The sequence below is a fragment of the Methylocystis sp. H4A genome, from assembly GCF_015709545.1.
In the GTDB taxonomy this organism is placed as follows: Bacteria; Pseudomonadota; Alphaproteobacteria; order Rhizobiales; family Beijerinckiaceae; genus Methylocystis; species Methylocystis silviterrae.
In genome coordinates, this window is record NZ_JADNQY010000028.1 from 63,245 (window position 1) to 85,665 (window position 22,421).

Consider the following 22,421-nt stretch of genomic DNA (forward strand, 5'->3'; position numbering starts at 1 on the left):
ATTTCGATAGTTTATGGCGATTTTGATTAGCGGCGCCGCGTTCTAGTCTCCCCGACATGGATCGATGGGAGAAGGCATGGTAACGTTTCTGAGCGCGCGAGATATCGCCCGCATCGTTGGAGAAGTGGGCGCGCGACGCTTTTGGTCGCGGCTTGTCGACTATCTGCGTCACGATTTTATGCGCTGGGACGCGTTCGAGAAGTCGCCGCGTTACGCGAGCCATTCGCCGCGCGGCGTCATCGAACTGATGCCAACGAGCGACGGCGAGGCTTTCGCCTTTAAATTCGTCAACGGTCATCCCGGCAACACGCACTTCAACCTGCAGACCGTCGTCGCCTTCGGCGCCCTCGCCGACGTCGAAACCGGCTATCCGACGCTCATCGCCGACATGACGCTCGCCACCGCCTTCCGGACCGGCGCCACCTCGGCGCTGGCGGCGGCGCATCTCGCGCGGCCCGACAGCAAGACAATGGCGCTGATCGGCCTTGGCGCCCAATCGGAGTTTCAGGCCTGCGCCTTTCACGTCGTTCTTGGCGTCGACCGGCTTCGCGTCTTCGATGTCGACCCTTACGCCGTCGAGAAGTTCGAGCGCAACATGGCCGACTTCGGCCTGACGATCATTCGGTGCGCCAACGCGCGCAGCGCCGCATCCGGCGCGGACATCATCACGACGATCACGGCGGATAAGAAATTCGCCACGATACTTGCCGACGACATGGTTCAGCCTGGAACCCATATCAATGCGGTCGGCGGCGATTGTCCGGGCAAGACCGAGCTTGCGCGCGAACTGCTGCTGCGTTCCGAGATCTTCGTCGAATATGCGCCGCAGACGCGCAGCGAGGGCGAAATTCAGCAACTCGGCCCGGAGCATCCGGTGACGGAACTGCGGGAGATTCTTGCGGGTCATCGACCAGGGCGCACCTCCAAAGACGCGATCACGATCTTCGACAGCGTCGGTTTTGCCATCGAGGATTTTTCGGTGTTGCGCCTGTTGCGCGACCTTGCGCGGGAGACCGGCGTCGGCCGCACGATCGAGCTGATCGCTGAGCCCGCAGACCCGAAGGATCTGTTCTCACTGCTGCATCCGCTCGACGCGGAGCAGGAAGACGTCGCAACTCGCGTAAGGATGGGACAGCCCGCATGATCGACGGACGTTCAATGCCAGAGAATTCGCTGACGAGCCTCGACGCTGAAGCCGCTGTATGGAACGATACGCCGCGAAGCGACGCGCGCGAGGCTGCGCCGCCACGGCCTGCGCCTGCTCGTCGCGCGCTACTGATGTGCGCGCCGGACTATTTCGGCGTCGACTACATCATCAATCCGTGGATGGAAAATCAGATCGGGCGAGCAGCGCTGCCGCGCGCGCAGGCGCAATGGGAGAACTTGCGCGGCAAGCTGGCGGCGCATAGCGATATCGCTTTCGTCGCGCCGACGCCCGGCCTGCCGGACATGGTCTTCACCGCCAATGCCGGGCTCGCGATCGGCGACACGGCCGTCGTGAGCCGATTCCACGCCAAGGAGCGGCGGCCCGAAGAGCGTCTGTTTTGTGAATGGTTCGAAGCGCAAGGCTATTCGATCGCACGCTGGCCGGAGAACATTCCCTTTGAGGGCGCCGGCGACGCGCTTCTCGATCATGCGCGGGGCATTGTCTGGTGCGGATACGGCTGGCGCTCAGACGAGGAAGCGCCCAAGCATCTTCAAAAGATCTTTGGTCTGCGCGCCGTCGCGCTGAAGCTCGTCGATCCGCGCTTCTATCATCTCGACACCTGCTTCTGCCCGCTGAGCGGCGGCTGGCTGATGTATTACCCGGCGGCCTTCGATATTGCGTCACAGGAAGCGATCCGTGCCATCGCGCCAGTGGAGAAGCGGATCGAAGTCGGCGAGAAAGACGCGCTCTCTTTCGCCTGCAACGCTGTCGAAGTCGCCGGGCGCGTTTTCCTCAACGCCTGTTCCGACGATCTTCGATCGCGCCTGATCGACGCGGGCTTCACGCCCGTCGTCACGCCGCTCTCGGAATTCATGAAGGCGGGCGGCGCCGCGAAATGTCTGACGTTGCAGTTGCCGGGCGCCGCGTCCACGGTCATGCCGCAGGGATAAGCGTTTCTCCGCCGACCGGCCGGCTACAGGGGCAAAGCGCGCCGGTCCGCAAGGCGTCGAGCACGCGCAGCGTATCGTCCGGCGCGCGGCCGACGTCGAGATTCGTCGCATAGACATGTTGAATGACATTGTCGGGATCGACGACGAAGGTGGCGCGATAGGCGACGCCTGAAGGGGCGCGCACGCCGAGCCCATCGATGAGATCGCCCCTCGAGTCGGCGAACTGCCAGATCGGCAAGCTCTTCAGGTCGCGGTGGTCGCGCCGCCAAGCAAGCTTCACGAACTCATTGTCGGTCGAGCCGCCGAGAACGACGGCGTCGCGCTCGGCGAAATCCTTCGACAAGCGCGCGAAGGCGGCGATTTCCGTCGGACAAACGAAAGTGAAGTCCTTCGGATAGAAGAAGATGATTTTCCACATGCCTGGAAAGCTCGTCTCGCAGAGCGTTTCGAAGGCTGTCTCGCCGTTTTCCTCGATCTCGTTAAATCCCGGCTTCACGCCGGTAACAACGAAAGGCGGTATGCTGTCCCCAATTCCCAACATGTCTTTCTCCTAGAAAACGCCGTCGGCGCTTATTGCGGATTGCTTCTGGAGACAGTCGCGTCGAACTCCTCCAGCCTCGAGGCGCAGCGCGGTCCAGTGTCGCCGCTCGGCGGACCATAGAGTTCGGCGCGTCGCCAATCGATGAAGCGCTCTTCCGTCTCCCACATGGTCACCGAGAAATAGAGCACGTGCGGACCGCACTCCTTTCCCCGATGGAATTGAAAGCCGATGAGACCGGCCGCTTCCCGCAGCCGGACGCTTGTCTCTCGCCAAGCCGTTTCGAATGTTTCTTCGCAGCCCTTGACGACCTTGAACTGGTTCGAGGCCATGAACATCGCGCGTTCCTTCTTTCCTGTTGCCGAATATTTCATGGCGTCTGCCACGCATGCTGCTGCGCACGACGTGACAGCGCGACGAGCGCGGCGAATTCGTCACATCTCTTGCGCATGCATTCATCAGAACAGGAAAGCGCATAGTGGCTGCGCAGCGCCGCGAGCCCATAGCCGGCGAGTTCGACTTCATTGATCGACAGTCGAACCGAGTTTTGGTTCATCGCTTCGGCGAGAATCGAGTCAATGCGTTTTCTCTCTCGCGCCAGTTCGCACATCATTATCTCCTTGAGGGTCCGACACGTCACGCGTGGGTTGCGCGCCCTGATCCTTTGCTTGAGGGTTCGATGCCGAAAGTCTCAGCGGCGCCGCGTGTATGCTCGAAAGATTTAACAGGCGACTTCCTGCGTCAATACAATTGATCCCTTATCGGAAGTCTTTCAGAAAGCGTCGTTCGAAGCGTTCTTATTTGCGAAATATTCCAATTAGAAGGAACACAAGACATCAGCGTTGCACGTCGTCATCGGCGCCGCCGACCGGGGCCTTCTCGAGGCCATCGTTCTGGCCTGTGGCTTCACGACAGGGCCATCGTTCCGGCGCAAATCTGGGTTCATTCGACAATACGCCGCGAAGGCCTGGCTTCAGCGCCAACGCGGCGAGACCAATGAATAAGGGAATGAAAATGCACAGCATCGCCACGCCCCGCCGGGTCAAGAAAGCCCTCGTCCTTGCGACGCTTCTGACGGCCTCAATGCCGCTTTATGGCTGCTACACGCCCGCGGAGCGCGCTCTCGGCGGCGGCGTCATCGGCGGTCTGGGCGGCGCCGGCATTGGCGCGCTTGCTTCGGGCGGACTCGCCGGTCCGACGCTCGCCACTGCGGCGGTCGGTGCAGCGGGCGGCGCGATCATTGGCGCCGCGACGGCGCCGCGCCCATATTACCGCCGTCACCGGCACTACTACTACTGAGACAGGACGGTCTCGCTTAATGTGCGGGCGCTTCACGCAGCATCTTTCCTGGGAGGAGCTCCAGCGGCTTGCCGATTTGATCGGACAGCCGCGCAATCTGCAGCCGCGCTACAATGTGGCGCCGACGACGATGATCGAGGTCATCAGACCGACGCCGGCGGGACATGAGCTTGTCCAGATGCGCTGGGGTTTCGCGCCCTCCTGGTGGAAGAAGCCGCTGCGCGAACTGCCTGCAACCTTCAATGCGCGCGCCGAGACGATCGCCGAGAAACCGATGTTTCGCTCGGCCTTCGCATCTCGGCGCTGCATTATCCCGGCGTCGGGCTTCTATGAATGGACCGGGGCGAAAGGCGCCAGGACTCCGCATTATTTCACGGCGCCCGACGGCGCCCCGCTCGCATTCGCCGGCTTGTGCGAGAGCTGTCGCGATATTGAAAGCGATGCGAAGATCGAGTCCGCGACGATCATCGTCGGTCCAGCGAATGGCTGGATGCGCCGCTTCCATGACCGGATGCCGGTCATCCTCGACTGGCGCGACGCCAATGCATGGATGTCGGGCGAGGATCCCGGGGCATTGCTTCGCGCGCCGCCCGAAGAGGCTCTGCAGGAATGGATCGTGTCGCCGCGCGTCAATCGTTCGGGCGAAGCAGACGACGATCCGACGCTGATTGCGCCGAGCGTCACGGCCTCTGATCTTATCGATCGCCTCGGCGCGCTGTCCGGCGAAGCGAATCACCCGAGTTCGAAGGTCGTGACGCCGTAGCAGCGGTCGATGCGTCCCGGCGGCGGTCCTTCCGTATACATGCGCGCCGTGTCGAACACGGCGGTCATCTGGCGTCGTTGCGCCAGCGCGATGGCGGCGGCGTTTGCTTCGGGCGTATCGAGAAACACCGGCGCACCCGCGGCTCGCGCGGATAAGCCTTGAAACAGTGCGTCGGCGATTTGTAAATCATCCGCGAACAGCGGCCCGATCTTGTAGCCGTCGCGACACGCGCGCAGCACGCCATAGCCGGCGAGCCGGCCTTGCTTCACCACGGCGAGCGCCGCGCTCTGCGGCTGAGCGATCCAGCGCGAAAGAAAATTCGGTCGCGACGTCGGAAAGACTGTTTGGTCATATCGCACGATCTCGTCGAAGGGGACTTCAGCCAATTCAGTCACGTCGGGAGGCGCTTCGCCGCCGCCGCCGCATCGATGACGGATGTTGCGATAGGCGAATGTGAATCCGTACCGCGCATAGGTCTGCTGAAGGTCGATCGCGGCGTCGAGCCCGACATTGCGCCCCTGCACATGCCGCAACGCGACGTTCAAGAGCCGAAGGCCGACGCCCTGTCCACGGTAGGGCGGACGAACGACGAAAAGCCCGACATAGCCGAAGGAATCGTCATAGGCGACGGCGGAGACGCAGCCCAGAGGCTCGCCCGCGCGTTCGGCGATGAAGAACCCTTTCGGATCGACGGCGTAGAAACTCTCCGCGTCATAACGTCCGGGATTCCAGCCCTCGGCCGCAGCCCAATCGAGCGCGCGATCAACTTCGCTCTTGGACATGCGGCGAATGACGATGTCTTCCAAGTTCATGCGAGGCTTGTGGCGCGAGTCGCGGCAGGACGCAACCAAAGCGCGCCCGGCGGCTAGGGCCCGTCCTCCAGAAGCTGCGTGATCGAACCATTTGCGTGCAGGCGTCTGATCGCCTCGGCCAGGAGACCGGCGACGCTGATCACAATCAGCCGATCGCCAAGCGCGGCCGCCATGGACGGCTGCAGCCGCACTGAATCGGTGATGATGAGCTGGTCGATCGGCGCGTTCTTTAGCGCGGACGCAGCCTTTTCGGAAAAGACGCCGTGGGTCGCCGCGACCCAGACGCGCGCCGCGCCATTCGCGCGGCAGGCCGCAGCGGTGCGCGCCACCGTGCCGCCGCCGGCGATCAGGTCGTCGATGATGATCGCGGTGCGATCCTTGACGTCGCCCGCGAAAATATCACCAACGACGTGGCCCTCACTTCGGTATTTATCCATGAAGGCCTTGGCCACGGGCCGCTTCAACATGCGTTCAAGCCGCAGCCGAAAAAGCTCCGCGCGCTTCTCGCCGCCAAGATCGGGAGAGACGACGGCGACAGGCCCGTCCCCGATGTTGGCCACGACATGACGCGCAAACAGCGCCTGAGCGTCAAGGTGAACCGTCTCGCAACGAAAGGCGTTCTGAAAAGCGGCGATGTTGTGTACGTCGACGCAGACCACGCGATCCGTTCCAAGCGCTTCAAACAGCTGCGCGACATAGCGCGTGGTGACCGGATCGCGGGGCTTGGTGCGCCGGTCCTTGCGCGCGAAGCACAGATAGGGCGTGACGGCCGTGACGCGCTGGGCGCCCGCATCCTTCAGCGCGCCAACGAAGAACAGGAGTTTGCAGAGCTTGTCGGCGCTGCTCGCGATGTGATCGCCATTCAGGGTGAAGACGATGTAGCAGTCGCGGCCGCGCACATTTTCGAGCGGCCTGATCTTATATTCGCCGTCTTCGAACTCGCGGTCTTCCAGCGGCGCGAGTTCAGCGCCAAGCGCCTGTGCGACGTCTTCGCCAACGGATATGCTGGCGCCGAGCGCGAATAGCGCAAGGCTGCTCTCTGCTGTTTCGCGCGTCGCCCGTCTGGGCGCGCCATCCAGAACATGCGCCGAAATCGCGGTGAGCGCCGAGTCGATCGTGCTCCCGTCTTCCGAAAGCGGCGCCACCAGAATTTCCACAATGGCGCGATCGCGTCCACGTTCCGCGCTGGTGTATTGCGCGAGCACAGGTTGGCCGGTTCGCCGCACCTCCTTGAACAGACGACGCAGCCGCACCGCGCCGCGCCGATTTCCCGCTTTGCTCAGCCTGTCGCCGATCCGGTACGGGCCAAGCAACATCGCCGCGGCCGACGCGCCTTCGGTCAGGACGCCGTCATCGTCCGGTCCCTCAAATTGATGAACGAACAAGGTTTCGGCGGCGTCGCGCTCTTCCGGCGCGAAGCGGATCGCGCTTCGCCGAGGCGCGACAGCGCCAGCGCGCGCCGCCTCCCAGCGCTCATGTAAGAGATCGAGTTCCAGTCGTTTTGGCTGAGGCGCGAAGTCCAGACGGTCGAAAAGCCGCTTGAGCGGTGGTTCGGTCTGCGCCATCGTCGTCATTTCTTGAAACCTTCTGCCGTGCAAGGACGTTATTCGTCTACCGCGCCGCGACTCGCGCAAAGATAGTCGACAAACCATTTGGTCGCGCGCTCGACGGCGCTTTCCAATGTGCCGGGCTCCTCGAAGAGATGGGTGGCGCCGGGAACGATGTCGAGACGGTTCCGGCATCTGAGCAGCTGCTGCGCGCTGCGATTGAGTTCGATCACGCCATAGTCCAGTCCGCCGACGATCAGCAACGTCGGCGCTTGAACCCGCCGCAGCGCGTCGCCTGCAAGATCTGGCCGGCCGCCGCGCGAGACGACGGCGGCGACGCGTGGTTCGTCGGCCGCGGCGACGAGCGCGGCGGCGGCGCCCGTGCTCGCGCCGAACAGCCCGATGGGCAAGCGAGCAATATCGCTGTTCCTCATCCAGTCGATCGCCTCGCCGACGCGCGCGCCGAGCAGTTCAATGTCGAAAACATTGCGGCGGAGCTCGCCTTCCGTGGCGGTCAGTAGATCGAACAGCAAACAGGCGAATCCCTGCGCGACGAGCTGCTCGGCGACATATCTGTTGCGCGGACTGAAGCGCGAGGAGCCGCTGCCATGCGCGAAAATGATGAGCCCCTGTGGCGATTGAGGCAGGTACAGCGATCCCTCCAATCGATGGGGGCCGATGGCGACGTCGGCGATCGTGAAGTCGCGCGTCATAGGGACCTCGTGCAGATTGGACGTTTCAGCCTACATGGCGTCCTACATGGCGTCGCGGTATGAATCTTCTTCTGGAGAAACCGCTCAGCCCTCGCCATATTCCCTTAAGGACGCTCGCTCGTCCGCCTCAGCTGAGAGGGAGGTTCGCATGCAAACGCAGCCGAAGATTGATTTCCAGGGCGTTGAGCCGTCATCCCGCCAGCAAGAACAAATCATGTGGCAGATAGACAAGCTCGAGGATCGCTACGGACGTGCGACAGCCTGTCGCGTCGTCGTGAAGGGTCCGGGCGCGCATCATCACACGGGCGGGCTCTATGAGATCAAGCTGCATCTCGTCCTTCCAAACAAGCGCGAGGTCGTGATCGAGCGCACGCCCCATCAGGATGAGCGGTTCCAGGATTTCGATTTCGCGCTCAATGACGCGTTCAAGCGGGCGCGACGCCGTTTGCAAGATCAGGTGCGGCGCATGCGCGGCGAGGTGAAACATCACGAGACCGCGCCGACGGGCGTCGTGAAGAAAATGGTGGCCGAGGATGGCTACGGCTTCATCGCAGCGTCCGACGGTCGCGAGATCTACTTCCATCGCAACAGCGTTGAAGGTTCCGAATTTGACGCGTTGAAGCCCGGCGTGCGCGTTCGCTATAGCGAGGAGGAGGGCAGAGAGGGCCCGCAAGCCAGCCGCGTGACGCCGCTCGGCCGCGACGCCGCCTGAACTGCCGGCGATGGCCGCTGCGGGCGATCACGTCCCGACCGGGCGCTGGGAGCATTTCCCGCATGACGCCGACATCGGCGTGCGCGGCTATGGCGCGACGCCAGACGAAGCCTGTGAGCAGGCCGCGCTCGCGATGATGGCGGCCATTCTCGATCTCGCGACCGTTCGGCTTGAGCAGACGGTTGACTTTGCGCTCGAAGCGCCCAGCCTCGACCTGCTGCTCGTCGACTGGCTTAACGCGCTCATATACGAAATGGCGGAGCGTCGGATGGTGTTTGGCGCGTTCCATGTAAAGATCGAGAACGATCGTCTCAAGGGCCGCGCTCTCGGCGAGGCGGTGTCGCGCGCGCGACATGCGCCCGCCGTGGAAGTGAAAGGCGCGACCTACACCGAACTTGCCTTCGTCGAGGATAGGCCAGGACTTTGGTGCGCGCAGTGCGTCATCGACGTTTAGCCGCCGGAGGATGCGATGGACGTTTCACGTTTCGAAAAGCTCTCGGAGACGGCGTGGCGAATTGCGCCCTTCGGAGGCATGCGCGTGCCGGCGATCGTTTATGCGACTGAAGACCTCATGACGGAAATGGACGACAAGGTCTTCGATCAGGTGACCAACGTCGCGAAATTGCCGGGCATCGTGCGCGCTTCCTACGCCATGCCCGACGCGCATTGGGGCTATGGCTTTCCTATCGGCGGCGTTGCGGCTTTTGATGCAGACGAAGGCGGCGTGGTGTCCGCTGGCGGCGTCGGGTTCGACGTCTCCTGCGGCGTACGGACGCATCTGACGCATCTGACGCGCGAGCAGGTCGTTTCCGTTCAGCAGGAACTCGCCGACGCGCTCTTTGAGCATGTCCCGGCCGGAGTCGGCTCAGAGGGCGAGATCTCCCTCGATGCGCAGGGCATGGACGCCATGCTGCTCGGCGGCGCGCAATGGGCGATCGAGCGCGGCTTCGGGCGGCCCGAGGATCTCGATCGCATCGAGGAGAGAGGATGCGCGTCGGGCGCCGACCCCGCCGCAGTGTCGGAACATGCGCGAAAGCGCCAGCGGCGCGAAATGGGCACGCTGGGGTCGGGCAATCATTACCTGGAGGTGCAAGACGTCGCCGAAATCTTCGATGACAAAATCGCCGCCGCATATGGCCTCGTCAAGGGCGCGTGCGTTGTGACGATCCATTGCGGCTCGCGCGGCCTCGGCCATCAGATCGGCACTGAATATTTGCGCGAGATGGTGTTGTCGGCGCCAAATTACGGGATTGAGTTGCCCGATCGTGAATTGGCCTGCGCGCCGATCAAATCGGAACTCGGCCAGAAATATCTCGGCGCCATGCGCGCGGCGATCAATTGCGCGCTCGCCAATCGCGAGATCATCGGCCATCTGGCGCGACAGGTCTTCGCCAGATTTTTCGCGCAGGAAGACTTGCCGCTCATGTTTGATGTTTCCCACAACACCTGCAAGGTCGAGCGCCATGCGATCGGCGGCGAGACGCGCCAGCTTTTCGTTCATCGCAAGGGCGCGACGCGCGCGTTCGGTCCCGGCCATGAAAGTTTGCCGGAGACGCTGCGGCCTTATGGGCAGCCGGTGCTGATCGGCGGCAGCATGGGCGCGGGCTCCTATGTTCTCGCCGGTGTGAAGACGAGCGAGCCCCAGGCGTTTTCATCCGCCTGTCACGGCGCGGGCCGACGCATGAGCCGCCATGCGGCGACGCGGACCTGGGGCGGACGCCAAGTCGTTGACGATCTTCGCGCACAGGGGATCATCGTCAAGAGTCCGTCGCTGCGCGGCGTCGCTGAAGAAGCGCCTGGCGCCTACAAGGACGTTCGCGCGGTCGTCGATTCCGCCGAGGCGGCAGGATTGGCGCGAAAGGTCGCCTTTCTGAAGCCGCTCATCTGCGTCAAGGGCTGAGAAAGCAGCGCGACGATGGAGTCGATCCCCCATAGCGGAGCGAGCGCCATCGGCGACGCGGGCTTGCCCTCAATTGCCGAGAAGGTTCGATTTCTCAGTGCGCCCGGCGCCTATCCGCACGCTCCGGCGTCGGTTGCCGTGCTGGAAACGCATATGTCCTATGTCTTTCTGGCAGGCGATAAGGTCTACAAGCTCAAGAAGCCCGTGCGCTATCCTTTTCTTGACTTCTCGACGATCGATGCTCGCGAACACAATTGTCGCGAAGAGGCTCGCCTCAACCGCCGGCTCGCGGCCGACGTGTATTTGGGCGTCGCGCCGTTGACCTGTGGTCCGATGCGCCGCATGGCGCTTGGCGGCCATGGCGCCGTCGTCGACTGGCTTGTCGAAATGCGCCGCCTGCCGCGGGACGCGATGCTCGATCGGCTGATCGCCGAAGAGCGCTTGAGCGCGGCGCAGATTGACGCGCTCTGCGACACCTTGGCGGCGTTCTATCGCGGCGTGGAACGCTCCTCGATCAGCGCCGAGGATTATGCGCTGCGGTTTTTTCGCGAGCAGGAAAAGAATCGAGACGTTCTGACGCGGCGGGATTTCGCGCTCGACCATGGGCGCACGCCAGTTCTGCTCGACCTTCTCGACGCAAGACTGGCGGCCAGCCGATCACTGTTGCAGGAGCGCGTCTTTCAGGGCCAGGTCGTCGACGGGCATGGCGACTTGCGCCCGGAGCATATCTGCTTTCGCGACCCCATCGCCATATTCGACTGTCTGGAGTTCAACGCCGAACTGCGCCAGGTCGATCCCTTCGACGAACTCGCCTATCTTGGCGTCGAATGTGCGCTGCTTGGCGCGCACACGCTCGGCGTCGAACTCGTCGACAAAGTGGCGCAGCGACTCTCCTGCGAACCCCCGCGACGCCTGGTGTCGCTTTACGCGGCTTGGCGCGCGGTGCTGCGCGCGCGGCAGTCTGTGGCGCATCTTCTCGATGATGCGCCGCGGGAGCCAAGGAAGTGGGAGCCGCTGGCGACGCACTATCTGAATCTTGCGCAATCGGCGCTCGCCGCCGACAATCGGATGGGGAGGTGAGGGCGCCATGTCCTTTTACGACCGAACCGACGCTGGACGTCGCCTTGCCGCCGAGCTTGAGAAATTCAAGGGCGAGGATGTTGTCGTCTTCGCCCTGCCGCGCGGCGGAGCGCCCGTCGCCGAGCCGATCGCGGTTTTGTTGAAGGCGCCTCTCGATCTCGTGCTCGTCAGGAAAATTGGCGTGCCCTTCCAGCCGGAGCTGGCGATGGGCGCCGTGGCGGACGGCGGCGCTCCGGTGATCGTGCGCAATGACGACGTGATCGCCATGGCGGATGTGAGCGAACAAGAGTTTGAGAGCGTGTGCGCGCGCGAGCTTGAGGAGATCGAGCGGCGCCGGCAGCTCTATCTTGGCCGCCGGGAGCGACCGGAGGCGAAAGGGCGCGTCGCCATTGTCGTCGACGACGGCGTCGCCACCGGCGCGACGACGCGCGCGGCTCTGCGCGCCGTCCGCGCGCGTGCGCCGAAGAAGCTTGTGCTGGCCGTGCCGGTCGCGCCTCCAGATACGCTGGAGTCTCTTAGCGCTGAAGTCGACGAGATTGTCTGTCTTGAGACGCATCGCGCGTTCGGCGCGATAGGCTTTTTCTACCGTGATTTTCGCCAGATCAGCGATGATGAAGTGATCGAAATCCTCAACCGATGCGCCAAGAAGGCCGGGGACGCGTCGAACGCGACGATCTGAGCGGCCGAACGGAGCGTATTGGATCTTCCTCGTCATAGCGGCGACCCGAAATCAGCCGTAATCGCCCAAAAAACTCTCTCCGCGGCTTTTGGGAGATCAACCATGCGCCAAAACAGCGGATCGATCATTTTTGCCGCGCTTCTCTTCACGGCGGCCCCGGCGCAGGCGTTCGACAGCCCGATCAATCGCGGTCCGCTCGCCGACTTCCTCAACGTATTTCGCGAGCAGGCGATACCGCGGCAGGCCGTCTATTGGCGCCATCCGGAATTCAAGCGCGGCACGGTCGTTATCTCGACCAAGGACCGTCGGCTCTATTACGTGCTCGGCGATCGACGCGCGATTGAATATGGCGTCGGCGTCGGCCGAATGGGCTTCACCTGGTCCGGCGTGAAGACGATTTCGCGCAAGCGCGAGTGGCCGGACTGGAGTCCGCCGCCGCAGATGCTCAAGCGCAGACCGGATTTGCCGCGCCATATGGCCGGCGGCATGGAAAATCCGCTTGGCGCGCGCGCGCTCTACCTCGGGTCAAGCCAATATCGCATTCATGGCTCCAACGAGCCGGACACGATCGGCGCCGCCGTGTCATCGGGCTGCATCCGCATGACCAACAAGGACGTCGTCGATCTCTACAGTCGCGTTAAGGTCGGGACGAAAGTCGTCGTGCTCAATTAGGGGCGGCCGGCGGTCATTCTGTCCTCGGGCTCGACGGCTTCGCAGACCGGGCGCTGGCGCCAAACGCCATAGCGCCATGGCGTAAGCGGGCTTGCGTCGGCGCGCGGAGTCTCGGGCACGGGGTCGAACCCCGCGCCGCCGCCCGGACGGCAGCGGCAGATCCGTGCGAACCCCATCCAGCCTCCGGCCCATAAGCCATGTTTGGCGATGGCTTCGTCGGCGTATTCGGAGCAGGTGGGCGCATAGCGGCAGAAGCGTCCCGCGAAGGCCGAGAAGGTGACCCGGTAGACGAATATCAGCGCGCGCGCGGCGCGCGCGGGGAGGGATCGCAGCATGGAAAGGAGGGTCGGCACAAACACAATCTATTTCCGTCGGACGCGAATCTGAAGGGCGCGCGATACATTTCCCGGGCCTGAGCGAGGCGGCCGCGCAGGAGGAATTGGGAAGGATCGTGCGTCTTGGGAATTGGGCGGGTATGCATCAGTCCGATTCTCGATAGACGATGGTGTTGAAACCCTCAGACTGCGCCGGAGGCGAAAAATAGCTCGTGATTAAATCGAACTGTTCGTCTGTTACAAGAAACTCGTGCTCGCCGCGAGCGTAACGCGCATGCATGCGCGCTCTACAAAGAGCGTCTGAAGCTTTTAGATAATGAAGCTGATGCGCGACGCCGGCGTTCTCCAAAATGCCGTGCATCCATTGCCGGGTAGCGACGGTGTTCGCCGGGAAATCCAGGATGACCGACAGTCCCGCGCGCAGCACATCCTCTATATGCGGGCCTATCACATCGCGGAAGCGCGCCGAGTAACGCACATAATCCTCTACCGAATGCATCTCGGGACCGTAAAGGCGTTTCATCCACCTATCTTCGCTGACTAGCAAGGTTGCCGGCACCGCGGCGAGGCGATTGCAGAGCGTCGATTTGCCGGCGGCGATCTTGCCGCAGACCAAATGGAGGGTGGGTTGATGCGTAGTCACGATCGTCATCCGCCACGTCGGAATTCGAAAACGAAACTCGGCGTTATCTCGAAAAAGGCCGCCCGGCGAGGGCGGCCTTTTCGATCTCAGCGCCTAGGCGATCACTCCGCAGGCGGCAGCGCCGGCGCAGGCTCGGCCGCTTCGGCGCCGCGCTGCTCGATGATGAGTTCGTCGCGCCCGCCCGCGACGGCGCGGAACTTGGACATCGCAGCGCCGGTGCCGGCCGGAATGAGCCGGCCAACGATGACGTTCTCCTTGAGGCCGACGAGCGGGTCGATCTTGCCGTTGACGGCGGCCTCGGTGAGGACGCGGGTCGTCTCCTGGAAGGAGGCGGCCGAGAAGAAGGAACGCGTCTGCAGCGAGGCCTTGGTGATGCCGAGCAGCACCGGCGTGCCATGCGCAGGCTTGCCGCCATTCTCGAGCGCCTTGGCGTTCGCCTCCTCGAGCTCCAGCTTGTCGACCTGCTCGCCTTCGAGGAAGCCGGTGTCGCCCGGATCGACGATGTCGATCTTCTGCAACATCTGACGCACGATCACTTCGATGTGCTTGTCGTTGATGTTGACGCCCTGCAGCCGATAGACCTCCTGGATCTCGTTGACGAGGTAAGCCGCAAGCTCCTCCACGCCCTTGATCGCCAGAATGTCATGCGGCGCCGGATTGCCGTCGACGATGTAATCGCCCTTCTCGACGACGTCGCCGTCCTGAAGATGGATATGTTTGCCCTTCGGGATCAGATATTCGACCGGATCCGCGCCTTCCTCGGTCGGCGTGATGGTGATGCGCTGCTTGTTCTTGTAGTCCTTGCCGAAGGCGACCGTGCCGGAGATTTCCGCGATGATCGCGTGATCTTTCGGACGGCGCGCCTCGAAAAGCTCCGCGACGCGCGGCAGACCGCCGGTGATGTCGCGGGTCTTGGCGCTCTCCACCGAAATACGCGCGACAATGTCGCCGGCCTTCACCGTGCCGCCGGGTTCGACGGCAATGATCGAGTCGACGGGCAGCAAGTAGCGAGCGTCGCCGCCGCGGGCCAGCTTGACGATCTTGCCATCGGCGCCCTTGATCAGGATCGAGGGCTTCAGGCTCGCCGAACGCAGGTTGAGGCGGTAGTCCATGACCATGCGCTTGGTGATGCCGGTCGATTCGTCGACCGTCTCCGACATCGATTGCCCTTCGACGAGTTCCTCGAAGCCGATGACGCCGTCGACTTCGCTGATGATCGGACGCGTGTAGGGGTCCCACTCGGCCAGTCGCTGGCCGCGCTTCACCTTGTCGCCCTCGTCGACCTTCATTTTGGCGCCATAGAGGAGGCGGTTCACCGCCCGCTCCTCGCCATTCGGGCCGAGGATCACGATGGCGACGTTACGCGCCATGACGATGAGATCGCCGTCCGAGTTGCGAGCGAGATGGCGATTGCGCACATGCACCTTGCCCTCGAAGTTCGACTCGATGAACGACTGGTCAGCCAGCTGCGCCGCGCCGCCGATATGGAAGGTGCGCATGGTGAGCTGCGTGCCCGGCTCCCCGATCGACTGCGCCGCGATGACGCCGACGGCTTCGCCCATATTGACGGGGGTGCCGCGCGCCAGATCGCGTCCATAGCACTTGCCGCAGACGCCGTTCTTGGCCTCGCAGGTCAGGACCGAGCGGATCTTCACCTCCTGAATGCCGGCGGCGTTGATCGCGTCGATGTGCTGCTCCTGGATCATCTCGCCGGCCGGCACGATCACGGTCTTGCCGTCCTGCGACATCAGAGGCTCCGCCGCGGTGCGGCCGAGGATGCGCGACGTTAGCGAGGCGACGACCTGTCCCGCGTCGATGATCGCGCGCATCCGGATGCCGTTCTGGGAGCCGCAGTCGGTCAACGAGATGATGGAATCCTGCGCGACGTCAACGAGGCGGCGCGTAAGATAGCCCGAGTTCGCGGTCTTCAACGCCGTGTCGGCGAGACCCTTGCGGGCGCCGTGAGTGGAGTTGAAGTATTCAAGGACGGTGAGGCCTTCCTTGAAGTTCGAGATGATCGGGCTTTCGATGATCTCGCCCGAGGGCTTGGCCATCAGTCCGCGCATCGCCGCGAGCTGCTTCATCTGCTGCGGCGAGCCGCGCGCTCCGGAATGCGACATCATATAGATCGAGTTGATCGGCATGTCGCGGCCATGCTCGTCTTTGCTCACCGACGAGATGCGCTGCATCATTTCCTCGGCGAGCTTGTCCGTGCACTTCATCCAGGCGTCGACGACCTTGTTGTATTTTTCGCCCTGGGTGATCAGGCCGTCGTTATACTGCTGCTCATATTCCTTGGCCGCCGCGCGCGTCTCAGAGACGATCGCCTCCTTGTTTTCCGGCACGACCATGTCGTCCTTGCCGAAGGAGATTCCCGCCTTGAAGGCTTCGCGGAAGCCAAGCGACATGATGCGGTCGCAGAAGATGACCGTCTCCTTCTGACCGCAGTTGCGGTAGACGGTGTCGATCATGTTCGAGATTTCCTTCTTGGTCATCAGTCTGTTGACGACGTCAAAGGGAATCTTGTCGTGCCTCGGCATGAGCTGGCCGAGTATCATGCGGCCGGGCGTCGTGTCGAAAATCTTCGATACGCGCTTGCCCTTCTCATCATAGGTCCAGGCGCGGCCCTTGATCTTGGTGTGGAGCGTGACCGCCTTGGCGGCGATCGCGTGCTCGATCTCGCCCTGGCTCGCGAACGCCATCCCCTGTCCGGGTTCGCCGTCGCGCTCGAGCGTGAGATAATAGAGGCCGAGAACGATATCCTGCGACGGCACGATGATCGGCTGACCATTGGCCGGGTGCAAGATGTTGTTCGTCGACATCATCAGCACGCGCGCTTCGAGCTGCGCTTCAAGCGACAGCGGCACGTGCACGGCCATCTGGTCGCCGTCGAAGTCGGCGTTGAAGGCGGCGCAGACGAGCGGATGCAGCTGGATCGCCTTGCCCTCGATCAGCACGGGCTCGAACGCCTGAATGCCGAGACGGTGCAGAGTCGGCGCGCGATTCAGCAGCACCGGATGCTCGCGAATGACCTCGTCGAGAATGTCCCAGACTTCCGGCTTTTCCTTTTCGACGAGCTTCTTCGCCTGCTTGACGGTCGCCGAATAGCCCTTGGCGTCGAGGCGCGAATAGATGAAGGGCTTGAACAGCTCGAGCGCCATCTTCTTGGGTAGGCCGCACTGATGCAGCTTCAGCTCCGGGCCGACGACGATCACCGAGCGGCCGGAATAATCGACGCGCTTGCCCAAGAGGTTCTGACGGAAGCGGCCCTGCTTGCCCTTCAGCATGTCGGCGAGCGACTTCAGCGGACGCTTGTTGGCGCCCGTGATCACCCGTCCGCGGCGGCCGTTGTCGAACAGCGCGTCGACGGCCTCCTGCAACATGCGCTTCTCGTTGCGGATGATGATGTCCGGCGCGCGCAATTCGATCAGCCGCTTCAGACGATTGTTGCGGTTGATGACGCGGCGGTAGAGATCGTTCAGATCCGAGGTCGCGAAGCGGCCGCCGTCCAGCGGCACGAGCGGACGCAAATCCGGCGGAATGACCGGAACTTCCTTGAGGATCATCCATTCGGGGCGATTGCCCGACTGCAGGAAAGCCTCGATGATTTTGAGGCGCTTCGCCAGCTTCTTGGGCTTGAGCTCGGTCTTCGCTTCGGAGATCTCGATGCGCAGCGACGCGGCGATGGCTTCCAGGTCCATCGACTCAAGAAGTTTGCGGATCGCTTCCGCGCCGATCATGGCCGTGAACGTGTCTTGGCCATATTCGTCCTGCGCGCGCATATATTCGTCTTCCGACAGCAACTGACGCTCTTTGAGCGGCGTCAGGCCCGCGTCGAGGACGATATACGACTCGAAGTAGAGGATTCGCTCAAGATCCTTGAGCGTCATGTCGAGCAACAGGCCGATGCGCGAGGGCAGCGACTTCAAAAACCAGATGTGGGCGACGGGCGCGGCGAGCGAGATGTGGCCCATGCGGTCACGCCGCACGCGCGCGAGGGTGACCTCGACGCCGCACTTCTCGCAAATGACGCCCTTGTATTTCATCCGCTTATATTTGCCGCACAGGCACTCATAGTCCTTGATCGGACCAAAGATGCGCGCGCAGAACAGACCGTCGCGCTCTGGCTTGAACGTGCGGTAGTTGATCGTCTCGGGCTTTTTGATCTCGCCGTAAGACCAGGAAAGAATCTTCTCCGGGCTGGCGATCGAAATCTGAATCTGGTCGAAGGCCTGCGTCGCCACGACCGGATTGAAGAGATTCATGACCTCTTGCTGATTCATGGTCTTCTCCTAGGGCGCTGCGAATGCGGCTTCGAGCCTTTTTCCGCGCGCCATGAAATCCTTATTCAGGCCGTCACCGCGAGAAGCGAAACGGCGAAGCAATCCAGGATTGCTTCGCTTCGCTCGCAATGACGTTCTGCAGCTTCATCGGCAGGGATTACTCCGCCGCCTCGACTGCCGTCGGCGGCGCTTCTTCTTCTTCCGGCTCCGCGTTGGTCAGTTCGACGTTCAGCGCCAGCGAGCGCATCTCCTTGATGAGCACGTTGAAGCTTTCCGGAATGCCTGATTCGAACGTGTCGTCGCCGCGCACGATCGACTCATAGACCTTGGTGCGGCCGGCGACGTCATCCGACTTCACGGTCAGCATCTCCTGCAGCGTATACGCGGCGCCATAGGCTTCGAGCGCCCAGACCTCCATTTCGCCGAAGCGCTGACCGCCGAACTGCGCCTTGCCGCCCAGCGGCTGCTGGGTGACGAGCGAGTAGGGGCCGATGGAGCGCGCGTGGATCTTGTCGTCGACGAGATGGTGCAGCTTCAGCATATAGATGTAGCCGACGGTCACCTTGCGGTCGAAGGTCTCGCCGGTGCGTCCGTCGAAGAGCCTCACCTGACCTGACGAGGCCAGGCCCGCCTTCTCCAGCATGTCGACGATGTCCTTCTCGCGCGCGCCGTCGAACACCGGCGTCGCGATCGGAACTCCGCGCTTCAAATCCTTGCCGACTTCCACAAGGCTCGTCTCGTCGAGCGAGGCGAGCTCCGGATCGTCGCCGTAGATTTCGGTCAACGCTTTGCGCAAAGGCTTGCTGTCTCTGCTGCGATAGTAAGCGTCAACGGCCTGGCCGACCTGCTTGCCGAGACCGGCGCAGGCCCAGCCGAGATGCGTCTCGAGAATCTGTCCGACGTTCATCCGGCTCGGCACGCCGAGCGGATTGAGCACGATGTCGACAGGCGTGCCGTCCTCGAGGAACGGCATGTCTTCCTGCGGCACGATGCGCGAAACGACGCCCTTGTTGCCGTGACGGCCGGCCATTTTGTCGCCGGGCTGGATCTTGCGCTTCACCGCGACGAAGACTTTGACCATCTTCATCACGCCGGGCGGCAGTTCGTCGCCGCGCTGCAATTTCTCAACCTTGTCGAGGAAGCGGTTTTCAAGCCCCTTCTTCGACTCGTCATATTGCTTGCGCACGGCTTCGATCGACCCCATCAGCGCGTCGTCCTCGACGACGAAGGTCCACCACTGCGAGCGGGGATATTCGTCGAGGATCGCCTGAGTCAGCTTCTCGCCCTTCCTGAACGACTTCGGGCCGGCGATGCCGACCTTGCCGATCAGCGTTTCGCAAAGGCGCGTATAGACGTTGCGGTCCAGAATCGCGAGCTCGTCGTCGCGGTCCTTGGCCAGACGCTCGATCTCCTCGCGTTCGATCGCCTGGGCGCGCTCGTCCTTCTCAACGCCGTGGCGATTGAAGACGCGCACCTCGACGATTGTTCCCTGAACGCCCGGCGGCACGCGCAGCGACGTGTCGCGCACGTCGGAGGCTTTTTCGCCGAAGATGGCGCGCAGGAGCTTTTCTTCCGGCGTCATCGGGCTTTCGCCCTTTGGCGTGATCTTGCCGACGAGGATGTCGCCCGCCTGCACTTCGGCGCCGATATAGACGATCCCCGCCTCGTCGAGATTCTTCAGCGTCTCTTCCGAGACGTTGGGAATATCGCGGGTGATTTCTTCCGGACCGAGCTTCGTGTCGCGCGCCATCACCTCGAATTCATCGATGTGAATGGAGGTGAACACGTCGTCCTTGACGATGCGCTCGTTCAGGAGGATCGAGTCCTCGAAGTTGTAGCCGTTCCAAGGCATGAAGGCGACGAGCACGTTGCGCCCGAGCGCCAGATCGCCAAGGTCGGTCGACGGACCGTCGGCGATGATGTCGCCCTTCACCACAAGGTCGCCGACGCGAACGAGCGGCTTCTGGTTGATGCAGGTCGACTGGTTCGAGCGCTGGAACTTCATCAGCCGATAGATGTCGACGCCGGGCTTGCCCGGATCAAGCTCTTCGGTCGCCCGGATGACGATACGGGTCGCGTCGATCTGGTCGACCACGCCGGTGCGGCGCGCCGAGATGGCGGCGCCGGAGTCGCGCGCCACGATCGCCTCCATGCCGGTGCCGACGAGCGGCGCGTCGGCCTTGACGAGCGGCACGGCCTGACGCTGCATGTTCGAACCCATCAGCGCCCGGTTGGCGTCATCGTTCTCAAGGAACGGAATGAGCGCCGCGGCCACCGACACGAGCTGCTTGGGCGACACGTCCATCGCGTCGACTTTCTCGCGCGGCACGAGCATGACGTCGCCGGCGTGACGGCAGAGCACGAGGTCTTCCGTCAGATTGCCGTCCTTGTCGACTTGCGCGTTCGCCTGAGCGACGTGATATTTCGCCTCCTCCATCGCCGACAGATAGGCGACTTCGCCCGTCACCTTGCTGTCGCGCACGCGGCGATACGGCGCTTCGATGAAGCCGTATTTATTGACGCGGGCGAAGGTCGCGAGCGAATTGATCAGGCCGATGTTCGGACCTTCCGGCGTCTCGATCGGACAGATGCGGCCGTAATGCGTCGGGTGCACGTCGCGCACCTCGAAGCCCGCTCTTTCACGGGTCAGTCCGCCCGGACCAAGCGCCGAGAGACGACGCTTATGCGTGATCTCCGACAGCGGATTGGTCTGATCCATGAACTGCGACAGCTGCGACGAACCGAAGAATTCGCGCACGGCGGCCGCCGCCGGCTTGGCGTTGATCAGGTCCTGCGGCATGACCGTGTCGATGTCGACCGACGACATGCGCTCCTTGATGGCGCGCTCCATGCGCAGCAGGCCGAGGCGATACTGATTCTCCATCAGCTCGCCGACCGAGCGCACCCGGCGGTTGCCGAGATGGTCGATGTCGTCGATTTCGCCGCGACCATCGCGCAGATCGACGAGCGCCTTGACGACCGCCAGGATATCCTCGCGGCGCAGCGTCCGCGTCGTGTCCGGCGCGTCGAGATCGAGGCGCATGTTCATCTTCACGCGGCCGACGGCCGAGAGGTCATAGCGCTCCGGATCGAAGAACAGCGAGTGGAACATGTTTTCCGCCGTGTCCATCGTCGGCGGCTCGCCCGGGCGCATGACCCGATAGATGTCGAACAGCGCTTCTTCGCGGATCGAGTTCTTGTCGACGGCGAGCGTATTGCGGATGTAGGGGCCGATATTGATGTGGTCGATGTCGAGCACCGGCAGCTCATCGAAGCCCTTTTCGATCAGCAGCGGCAGCGTCTTCACAGTGATCTCCTCGCCCGCTTCGGCGAAGATCTCGCCGGTGGCGGGGTCGAAGAGGTCCTGCGCGAGATATTGGCCGTAGAGCTCTTCGGGCGCGACTCGGATCGCCTTCACGCCCTTCTCGGCGAGTTGGCGCGCGGCGCGCACGGCGAGCTTCTTGCCGGCTTCGAGAATCACCTGGCCCGTGTCGGCGTCGACCATATCGGCGACGGCCTTCACGCCCTTGATCCGCTCGGCGTCGAACGGCATGCGCCAGTTCTCGCCGTCCTGCGTGTAAAGGATCGTCTTGTAGAACGTCGACAGAATCTCTTCGCCGTCGAGGCCGAGCGCGAACAGGAGCGACGTCACCGGAATCTTGCGGCGGCGGTCGATGCGCGCATAGACGATGTCCTTGGCGTCGAACTCGATGTCGAGCCAGGATCCGCGATAGGGAATGATGCGGGCGGCGAAAAGCAGCTTGCCCGAAGAATGGCTCTTGCCCTTGTCGTGGTCGAAGAACACGCCCGGCGAGCGATGCATCTGCGAGACGATGACGCGCTCGGTGCCGTTGACGACGAAGGTGCCGTTCGACGTCATGAAGGGCATGTCGCCCATGTAGACGTCCTGCTCCTTGATGTCCTTGACCGACTTCGCCTGCGTATCGGGATCGACGTCGAATACGATGAGGCGCAGCGTCACCTTGAGCGGCGCAGCGTAGGTCATGCCGCGCTGGCGGCACTCGTCGACGTCATATTTGGGCTGTTCGAACTCGTAGCGCACGAATTCGAGCAGGGAGACCTGCGAGAAGTCGGAGATCGGAAAGACGGACTTGAAGACGGACTGCAACCCCTCGTCAGGACGGCCGCCTTTGGGCTCGTCGACAAGGAGGAACTGATCGTAGGAGGCCTTTTGGACCTCGATCAGATTCGGCATTTCCGCCGCTTCGCGGATATGTCCGAAGAATTTGCGGATGCGCTTGCGACCGGTGAACTTTCTCGCCGACGTCTGAGCCATGTCGCTTTTCGAGCCTCTTTCTTCGTTGAGCCGACCGTCCCGCTGCGAGAG

General features: G+C 62.9%; 20 protein-coding genes. 10 read left to right on the forward strand and 10 right to left on the reverse strand.

Annotated elements, in window-relative coordinates:
- Positions 1–76: 76 nt before the first annotated feature.
- Entirely contained in the window at positions 77–1,144 is a 1,068-nt protein-coding gene (locus IYW40_RS16970) for an ornithine cyclodeaminase (RefSeq protein WP_196401483.1), read from the forward strand.
- A 14-nt stretch (positions 1,145–1,158) separates the two neighbouring features.
- Positions 1,159–2,097: an arginine deiminase-related protein gene (locus tag IYW40_RS16975; protein ID WP_246720879.1), complete on the forward strand. Its 939-nt coding sequence runs from the start codon at positions 1,159–1,161 to the stop codon at positions 2,095–2,097.
- On the opposite strand, the gene IYW40_RS16980 is transcribed toward IYW40_RS16975, so the two are convergent.
- From IYW40_RS16980 to IYW40_RS16990, 3 genes are read right to left on the reverse strand one after another with little or no spacing between them, the layout of a single operon-like run.
- Complete coding sequence (locus IYW40_RS16980) at positions 2,081–2,638, reverse strand: peroxiredoxin (protein ID WP_196401485.1); 558 nt, start codon at positions 2,636–2,638, stop codon at positions 2,081–2,083. The genes IYW40_RS16975 and IYW40_RS16980 overlap by 17 nt on opposite strands.
- 29 nt (positions 2,639–2,667) lie before the next feature.
- A complete protein-coding gene (locus IYW40_RS16985; protein ID WP_196401486.1) occupies positions 2,668–3,009 on the reverse strand; it encodes an antibiotic biosynthesis monooxygenase in 342 nt (113 codons plus the stop codon).
- Positions 3,006–3,248 carry a hypothetical protein gene (locus IYW40_RS16990; RefSeq protein ID WP_175093678.1) on the reverse strand — a complete coding sequence of 81 codons (243 nt, stop codon included), beginning with the start codon at positions 3,246–3,248 and terminating at the stop codon, positions 3,006–3,008. Before IYW40_RS16990 ends, IYW40_RS16985 begins: the two co-directional genes overlap by 4 nt.
- A gap of 383 nt (positions 3,249–3,631) precedes the next feature.
- Here IYW40_RS16990 and IYW40_RS16995 point away from each other — a divergent pair, with 383 nt between their 5' ends.
- Positions 3,632–3,934, forward strand: coding sequence for a hypothetical protein (locus IYW40_RS16995; RefSeq protein ID WP_246720880.1), 303 nt, complete (start codon positions 3,632–3,634; stop codon positions 3,932–3,934).
- Positions 3,935–3,953: 19 nt separating this feature from the next.
- Positions 3,954–4,697 carry an SOS response-associated peptidase gene (locus IYW40_RS17000; protein WP_196401487.1) on the forward strand — a complete coding sequence of 248 codons (744 nt, stop codon included), beginning with the start codon at positions 3,954–3,956 and terminating at the stop codon, positions 4,695–4,697.
- On the opposite strand, the gene IYW40_RS17005 is transcribed toward IYW40_RS17000, so the two are convergent.
- From IYW40_RS17005 to IYW40_RS17015, 3 genes are read right to left on the reverse strand one after another with little or no spacing between them, the layout of a single operon-like run.
- The gene (locus IYW40_RS17005; protein WP_196401488.1) at positions 4,667–5,509 is read right to left on the reverse strand and encodes a GNAT family N-acetyltransferase; all 843 of its coding nucleotides are present in this window, start codon (positions 5,507–5,509) and stop codon (positions 4,667–4,669) included. The two genes, IYW40_RS17000 and IYW40_RS17005, sit on opposite strands and share 31 nt — an antisense overlap.
- A 53-nt stretch (positions 5,510–5,562) precedes the next feature.
- Positions 5,563–7,083, reverse strand: a complete 1,521-nt coding sequence (prs, locus tag IYW40_RS17010) for a ribose-phosphate diphosphokinase (RefSeq protein ID WP_196401489.1) — start codon at positions 7,081–7,083, stop codon at positions 5,563–5,565.
- 29 nt (positions 7,084–7,112) lie between these two features.
- Complete coding sequence (locus IYW40_RS17015; protein ID WP_196401490.1) at positions 7,113–7,769, reverse strand: alpha/beta family hydrolase; 657 nt, start codon at positions 7,767–7,769, stop codon at positions 7,113–7,115.
- Positions 7,770–7,917: 148 nt separating this feature from the next.
- Between IYW40_RS17015 and IYW40_RS17020 the strand changes: the two genes are divergently transcribed.
- The 6 genes from IYW40_RS17020 (at position 7,918) to IYW40_RS17045 (ending at position 12,812) form a co-directional block, all read left to right on the forward strand.
- Entirely contained in the window at positions 7,918–8,481 is a 564-nt protein-coding gene (locus tag IYW40_RS17020) for an HPF/RaiA family ribosome-associated protein (RefSeq protein WP_196401491.1), read from the forward strand.
- A gap of 10 nt (positions 8,482–8,491) precedes the next feature.
- Positions 8,492–8,935: an archease gene (locus IYW40_RS17025; RefSeq protein WP_196401492.1), complete on the forward strand. Its 444-nt coding sequence runs from the start codon at positions 8,492–8,494 to the stop codon at positions 8,933–8,935.
- Between the two features lie 15 nt (positions 8,936–8,950).
- A complete protein-coding gene (locus IYW40_RS17030; RefSeq protein ID WP_196401493.1) occupies positions 8,951–10,381 on the forward strand; it encodes an RtcB family protein in 1,431 nt (476 codons plus the stop codon).
- 15 nt (positions 10,382–10,396) lie between these two features.
- A complete protein-coding gene (locus IYW40_RS17035; RefSeq protein ID WP_196401494.1) occupies positions 10,397–11,461 on the forward strand; it encodes a hypothetical protein in 1,065 nt (354 codons plus the stop codon).
- 7 nt (positions 11,462–11,468) lie between these two features.
- Entirely contained in the window at positions 11,469–12,140 is a 672-nt protein-coding gene (locus IYW40_RS17040; RefSeq protein ID WP_196401495.1) for a phosphoribosyltransferase family protein, read from the forward strand.
- A gap of 102 nt (positions 12,141–12,242) precedes the next feature.
- A complete protein-coding gene (locus IYW40_RS17045; protein ID WP_124737527.1) occupies positions 12,243–12,812 on the forward strand; it encodes a L,D-transpeptidase in 570 nt (189 codons plus the stop codon).
- Here the strand turns inward: IYW40_RS17045 and yidD are convergent.
- From yidD to rpoB, 4 genes are all read right to left on the reverse strand, one after another.
- Positions 12,809–13,147, reverse strand: coding sequence for a membrane protein insertion efficiency factor YidD (gene yidD, locus IYW40_RS17050; RefSeq protein ID WP_196402197.1), 339 nt, complete (start codon positions 13,145–13,147; stop codon positions 12,809–12,811). The two genes, IYW40_RS17045 and yidD, sit on opposite strands and share 4 nt — an antisense overlap.
- A gap of 145 nt (positions 13,148–13,292) precedes the next feature.
- Complete coding sequence (locus IYW40_RS17055; RefSeq protein ID WP_196401496.1) at positions 13,293–13,799, reverse strand: ATP-binding protein; 507 nt, start codon at positions 13,797–13,799, stop codon at positions 13,293–13,295.
- 92 nt (positions 13,800–13,891) lie between these two features.
- Positions 13,892–18,073 carry a DNA-directed RNA polymerase subunit beta' gene (gene rpoC, locus IYW40_RS17060; RefSeq protein ID WP_196401497.1) on the reverse strand — a complete coding sequence of 1,394 codons (4,182 nt, stop codon included), beginning with the start codon at positions 18,071–18,073 and terminating at the stop codon, positions 13,892–13,894.
- A gap of 157 nt (positions 18,074–18,230) precedes the next feature.
- Complete coding sequence (gene rpoB / locus IYW40_RS17065; RefSeq protein ID WP_196401498.1) at positions 18,231–22,370, reverse strand: DNA-directed RNA polymerase subunit beta; 4,140 nt, start codon at positions 22,368–22,370, stop codon at positions 18,231–18,233.
- Positions 22,371–22,421: the final 51 nt, after the last annotated feature.